We start from the raw sequence: 6,950 nt of genomic DNA, 5'->3' as shown, positions 1-6,950 counted from the left end.
CTACTCCCACTCTCGTTTAGTAGGACTCTAGCCTAGTACAAAAAGTAATTAGCCGTCTAAAATTTTTGGGTGTCTAATATTTACTCCTCTGAGTGCTTTCACTTGGGTGGATCCATAACTCTAATAAAAGACTGTCTTCATAGTATTTATATATCGCCTCCAACGCCAATCTTGAACCCGTTAAAAAGTACTCTTTTACATAGTTATGATGTTCTTTTTCTAGGTTTATCCATCCGTGCATGCCGCTTTTTTCAATATTAAATTTATACTCGGGCCAAGCCTTTTTACGCGCTTTAACCCATTCTTTGTCATCTAATTTCCAGTCTGACATATTATCCGCCGTCGTTAATTAATTCGTTAATTGTGTCTGAGTCTATCCCATCAAGTAAGATGGACTTAGCATCCTCTAGTAACCATGTTTTTATGCTTAGCTGCTTGAATTGACCGTTAACTACTAACATAATAATAACTTGGCGTCTTGCTGAGCCTTACCAAGCAGAGGACTTTCACCTCCAATCTTCTACCGATTTAGCTCGGCACACTGGGTGCCCGAAATTACTAACTGAGCGAGTCACATTTATAAATCATTGTTTCTCGCCACTCAAAGGTTTACCAAACTCATCAAATTGAGTTTTATCTAACCAAATTGTTTCTTTCCAACTTTCCCAGCAAAGCTTTCTCAATTCATCGCATTTATGTTTTGTTGCGGTGGCAGACCACAATTGAACGGCCTCATCAATATTAAGTCTCATTGCATCTAATAATGGATCGTTTAACAAGAACGTCTTGTACTGTTTGGCGACATTGAATTTAATAGTATGAAAATCATCTGGGTTTTCAATAATAAACAAGCAATAGTAAATCAAAGCAGTGTCTGCTAATGGAATATCCTCGATAGTAATATTGTGTTTGCGCGCATAGTGAAAACACGATTTATAATAATTTACATTCCACTGATAGAGGTCAAAATCATTCGGGTAAGGCATCGATAAAAAGGCTTTTAGCATTCCTCCAAATAAATTAAGCTGCCCATATACATATCCGTCTTTATCTTTTGTTGCTTGAAACTCAATATCCTCTATTAATGTCGAACCGTGTAAGTATTGATAAAGCAACTCGTCCCTGCCCGCCAAAGCTGGTACTAAGGCACTTGTTTGAGTTCTTTTGTTCAAAGTATAATGGAACCGTTTGACGCAACTCATGTAAGACTTTCTTGCCGAAACCATTTCTTTTTCGAAAAGATCATCACGTTTCTTTATTCTATCTATCACGTAGTCATATATATCAACCGTTTGAATTGGGCTAAAGAGTAATAATAAAAAGACCCGGCCATCAATTCCATATAATGCACAGTCAAACTCATCGTCAACATCGATGTGATCTTCCTGCAAAAAACTTGCTGTAAAACCAGCGAAATTCGCCCGTTCTACATCCCCTGTTATAAAAAAAACCTTCAACATGTTAAACATATCTTTACTTCTTGGGAAGTATTGCTCAACCACTGGCTTAATTTTTTTCCAGTCCGCTTTTCGCTTTTTTAACCATTTTTTATCAGTTGCTTGCCAACCAGCCAAATATTTATCCATTAAAACTGCTCACTATTTACAATTAATTCTTCTATCAAATCTGCGTCGATACCGTCTAACAACACGCTTTTACCCTCTGTTAATATTAAAGTTTTGATATCACCCTGCAAGAGGATTTTTCTAACGCTTTTGACAGTAAATGCTTTATTATCATTTTTACTTTTGTAACCCAAACTAAAGTATCCTGCGCTTTTATTCCCACCTTTTGGTAGCTTTCGTGCGTATTGTGCAACTTTGTCTAAATCAGCTTCCGTATACCCAGTTAAATCCTTACTACGCTTAAACTTTTGATAAAACCATTGTATTTCATTGGCTAGTTTATCTTGCCCTTCACGTTTTGCTATCAACACTCTATCTAAATAAAACTGTTTATGAAGCCCTTGACCTCCTTTGTTTACATCAAAACGTTTCCAGCGCGACTTTAACTCTTTTACTTCTGAATGTTTATACGACTTTAACTCAATCAAAGTACTCTTTTGAGGGGTATTGCCGTTTAACGTTATATCTGAAAACCTAATATATTCACCTGCTCCGGATATCTCTCCAAAACTGTTTTGACTAAACATCGGAACAACAAACTTTTGTTCAATTGCAGTGACTTTGTCTTCATCATTATTTGTTGTTTCATACACTAGGTGCTTAAATGCAAGCATACCTACATGAAATAAGTGCCCATTTTCGAACTTCCCTAAAACTTTATCTACATTCTTATTCAACGATGAAGTAAAAGCTTTTACATATAAAGCTTCTAGTTCTTTATCTATGCCAGTGGATAAAGGTACACAGTTACCAATGGCCTCTGCGTCACAAGTAACTACATTCCGAGAATCTAAATACGTCAAAATTGCTAAGATGGTTAATGGTGACATTCTCAAATTATTATTTTTTGAAATATAACGGCGTAATGCATGCCCCCCTACCAACAGGCCAGTAAGAGACACAGGAGAAAAAGCTATTTTACGCTGAGATTTTGATGATGCATCCTTAGTGTACTTGGTAACATTCTTAACGGCATCTACCAATTTACCATCATCAAGCTTGCCTCCTCTAGCGTTCAATTGACGAGCCGCTTTCAATAAGCTTCTCCCAAATATTGCTGATTTTACCCGTTTGAAGCTTAATTTTGCCGCATATGCACTCCCCATCACCAAACCTAATGGTCCAACGTCACTGTGTCGTTGCTCGATATCAAACATATTCATCGCCGTGTCAACACTTGGTGGTTCACCATCACCTTCCCAACCGTCTGCTGGCAGCGACAAATACTCAGCCCACGCCAGCAAGTCATCGGCACTGGCAATCGAATCTATCATCACCATGAGCCCCGCCCTGGCTTCATCGTCTGTGGCCATTTCCCCCGCTATGAGTAAAAACGGCAACATGGTTTGCAGAGTATCAAACTTACCCGCCACCAATTCATCACCCATTTTCGCAATGATGCCGCCTAATGCCCCAATAAACGGCTTACCTTTTAACGGAGCAAACACCCTTTTTAACGCCGCAGATAATGGCTTTAGCCCTTTAGCGACGGGCACAACGCTAAGCACAGCTAACCCGTCTAGTGCCAACGTCATCATGTCGAACTGGTCATCGTCTGTGGCCAAATAATATACTTGTTTTACAAACGAAATGGTTTCGTTATAAGGAATTAAAAACCCAACAACACCAACCACTGTATCGTAAATATTATCAACGACCCAATCAATCACCCCCGCATTCGCACTGGCGATAAACGGGAATGGATGATATTGATTCTGCTGATAGTTGCCAACAACAGGGTAACCTGGAGGGGTGTTATTAGCGGCATACATCGCCGCTATATTGCCATAAAACTCCTTGCTCATGACGCCGACAAAGTTACTCTGGCTGCCATTGATTTTTAAACCGACGCGCAAGTGTTTGAGTCGCTCGGGAGCATCTTCGGTGCCATTTTTGTTAAGCTGTCCGGTGCTTACTATTTGAACCCGTTGTTGAGTTTCGTTTTGTGCTAAAAAAACGGTTTTTTCGCTATGACCACCTTTAAACGTTAACAGCGGTTGGCTATCCCAGTTATAAAAACTGACATTCGCTAAGTTGCCTGACAGGCCTTCACCAATCGTTAAGCCATGTTGAGTAATAGAATACGACAGTTCACTGGCGTCAGCCACCTCACTATCATTGGTGTATATGTTGTTTTCACCAACTTGTAGTTCTAGCTTACCATTGGCAAAACGGCCACCGATGCTATACCACGTCCCTTTAACCAGTGGTGTCGATTTAACGACTTTCATTCCGTCATCTGTGTAAACGCTATATTCTAATTCGCCAAGCTCGTTGATTGATAATGTTTGAATACCGCGCTCTAAACTAAAGACGGTTGCGCTATATTCACTGGCGTTAAGATCCAGTCTAAAACCCGTACTATTTTCCGGCTGCAAGCGCTCATCAAAGGGGATCACCAGCCTACTCGGCTCCCACTCTTCAAATTCGTTAAAATACCCTTGTGGCTTAAATTTAAAGCTCTTACCCACTCCCGACAAGCTTTCACTCACCAAGGTAGTATGACTTGCGATAGCGTCATGTAGCCCGACTTCATCGTTCACCAAGTTTTCTTGAATTTGGTTCAAGTAATAGCTCGCTGTGGGCGCTATATTGGGGTCAAGTAGCGAGCCTAAGCTTAACTCAATGGCTTGACCTTTCTTTCCTTTGACCACCATATCAGCGATGGTTTCATAAGAAAGGCCAATGCGAGCGCCGTCGAAACGTTCATATTGTGCATAACCAGCACTGACTTCGTCATCAACAACTAATGTGTTGCTGGTTTGTGCATATTGCTCTTGTATCGGTAGATGCTTAATCTTCTCAATGGTATTTTGTACTAGCCCGACTCTTGCCGTTAATAGTGTTTGTTGCTTAGGTGACCAACCGCTGTGTAGCTGCGTAACTGCCATACCACGGCTATCGGTGGTGATTGCACTGTCTTTTAGCTTACCTGAATTGACGGACAAAATTACTTTAACACCAACCGCAGGTGCACCGTCATCGTCTTTTACCATCACAGAAATAGGATAAACCCTGTTATCTGCCATATTGATCGGGTAATCACTCAGCGTGACAATCAGCGGCTTGACCTCAAATTCAATTGTTTCACTAACATCACCGACACCAACCGTTAAGCTATATTCTCCAGGTTGATAGCCACCTTTGATCAGGGTTGATGCTTTGCCTCCTGTCGTACCACTGTTAGTTTCCGCTAATATAGATTGTCCGGTTACCGACCAATTGACCGAAGTGTCATCAGTAACGACATTACCATGGGCATCTCTGGCCGTAATAGCCACACTGATTTGCTTGTGTCCCTCGATATACGCTTCACCCGTGACAACAACATCAATAGAAGCAGGCTTACCGGCGATAACTTCAATACGGTCCATTATTGCTGGCTTGTCTGCGCCAGTGATCGTGGCACTGACAACCGCTACGGCACCTGCTGTGGTGGGCATTTTAAGTTCTGCAGGAAATACGCCTTGTGTGGCATATTTTTGGCTCCGGTCACCGATATAGCCTTGGCCTTTGACCCGCCAGTTAACGTTGATCGGCGATTTATTCTCGCGATTAGCATACCCGACAACAAAGGCCTGCAGTGGGACGTCAGGCTCGTCGGCTGACACATAGATTGTGCCATCTTCACCAACATTGTCATAGCCAACCCATCGGGTCTCTAATACTAAATACTCAAACGCATACTCCCACAAAATATTCGCAGCATCGTTATTTGAATAGAGTCGTAGGCTTAGGAAGTCTTCAACGTCTAGGCTCGCTAGATGTTCTAGGTTGTTAAAGATAAGCTGTTGGCCTTCGCCCACCGTCGCGCTTATCTCGTCTTCACCCAGTGCCAATACTAACTCTTGCCCTGCGCCTAAAAAATCGAGCGGCGCAATTTCTTCTTCAAGTAAATCGTATAGCACTTTAATAAAATCGTCGCTGCTTGCGATAACAGGTTTGTTATCGTGGTAAATATCAATCTGTTGACTACTCTCTGCTGTGCTTTGGCCATAAATATTGTTAATTTCGAGTGAGTAGAGGCTAAATTGTAGCTCTGGGCGATAGAACCAGCGGTATAGCGGCTCTGGCTTTTCTATCGTTTCTGTTGGGTTATCGCTTTGGTATTTTCGGTAGGCGAGGTATTGCTGCCAGCTTAAACTCTCATCGAAAATGGGGGTAAGCACTGGCACGTAGTTTTTAGGGCGATAGCGTAATGGGCCCTCTCCTGCGCCTAATGTATCAAAGGTTGGGTTTTCATTAATCGATTGTCCGTTGACTTGAACATAGTAATGTTCGTTTTTAGTGGGGCTATTACCCACTTGTATTTGTTGGGTGTGACTGCCGGGTTTAATTGAAAACTCGGCCAGTGCGCTGCCGTCTTTGCCCAGCGTGTTAACGCCGACTATTTTGGCTAAGCGCCCGGTGTACCCAAAATCACCTAAACCCTCGGGCAAGGGTGAGCCGTCATGGTCAAACCATTGGGTGGTGATTTTAATGATTTTGTCAGACGCTAATGCCGCGCCCTCATAACCGATGAGATACTTGCGCTCTTGGCCTTGGGTCAGGCCACTTTCAACATCGTATTCACGCTCGGCAATAATTTTTAGATTGGGTGGTTGCATGTCTAGTTGGACGCTTTCGCCGCCATTGCTTAAAGTGCTATAGGTCGTACGTGCGGTGCCGATGTAGCCTGTTTTTCGGTTAATCGCAACGATTCTTAGTTTTTCTTGTGGTCTAAGATGGTCTGCCTTACGCTTATGTAACAGCGGGTTGATACCAGATTTACTTTGCCATTCGCTATAACTTTCACCATACCCTACATAATCAAAAGGTGCAGATGCAGGACCACGCAATAACATGGTAAACTGCATGTTGTTACTTTGAGAAAAGACTTGGCCAAAATTTCGGCCTGCCGACACATCTCGGCCATTAAGACCTTGACGTTTTGTAACCAACAACATTTAGACACCCACATAATTTAGACGGCTAAACTTGCTGAGTCAATTGGTTACTAACTGATCTCATTTGGTTTATGTATTGATGTTTTTACTAGATTTTATTTTTGTTAGGTAACTCATGCCCGATTTACTCACAATTTTGAATCGCAGACATGACAAAGCCAGCCTTAAGGCTGTTGGAGGTTGTATTTACCGTGGTGTTTTAGCCGACGCCTTTATGCCAACACTGTCCGTGGTCGTTTGCGCACTGGCGCAACGCGTATTCGCTACCAGCAAAGTGACCATATTGTCGCCTAAAGTTCTTAATCACTTCTATCCAATCGTCGGGACTTATCCCTAGCCTATCAATCAGTTTTGGGGTGGTGTCGTCAATCGAACCACT

At 42.2% G+C, this 6,950-nt stretch carries 4 protein-coding genes; 1 reads left to right on the top strand and 3 read right to left on the bottom strand.

Annotated features, from left to right (window positions below):
- Positions 1 to 73: 73 nt before the first annotated feature.
- The 3 genes from HRU23_20225 to HRU23_20215 form a co-directional block, all read right to left on the bottom strand.
- A complete protein-coding gene (locus HRU23_20225) occupies positions 74 to 331 on the bottom strand; it encodes a hypothetical protein (protein NRA56467.1) in 258 nt (85 codons plus the stop codon).
- Between the two features lie 253 nt (positions 332 to 584).
- Positions 585 to 1,586, bottom strand: coding sequence for a hypothetical protein (locus HRU23_20220; GenBank protein ID NRA56466.1), 1,002 nt, complete (start codon positions 1,584 to 1,586; stop codon positions 585 to 587).
- Positions 1,586 to 6,571: an Ig-like domain-containing protein gene (locus HRU23_20215; protein ID NRA56465.1), complete on the bottom strand. Its 4,986-nt coding sequence runs from the start codon at positions 6,569 to 6,571 to the stop codon at positions 1,586 to 1,588. Before HRU23_20215 ends, HRU23_20220 begins: the two co-directional genes overlap by 1 nt.
- Positions 6,572 to 6,686: 115 nt before the next feature.
- On the opposite strand from HRU23_20215, the gene HRU23_20210 reads away from it, so the two are divergent.
- Complete coding sequence (locus tag HRU23_20210) at positions 6,687 to 6,908, top strand: hypothetical protein (protein ID NRA56464.1); 222 nt, start codon at positions 6,687 to 6,689, stop codon at positions 6,906 to 6,908.
- The last annotated feature ends 42 nt before the right edge of the window (positions 6,909 to 6,950 follow it).

The organism is Gammaproteobacteria bacterium (assembly GCA_013214945.1).
In the GTDB taxonomy this organism is placed as follows: Bacteria; Pseudomonadota; Gammaproteobacteria; order Enterobacterales; family Psychrobiaceae; genus Psychrobium.
The sequence above is the reverse complement of the archived record's forward strand: the minus strand, read 5'-3'. Positions and strand labels throughout refer to the sequence as shown.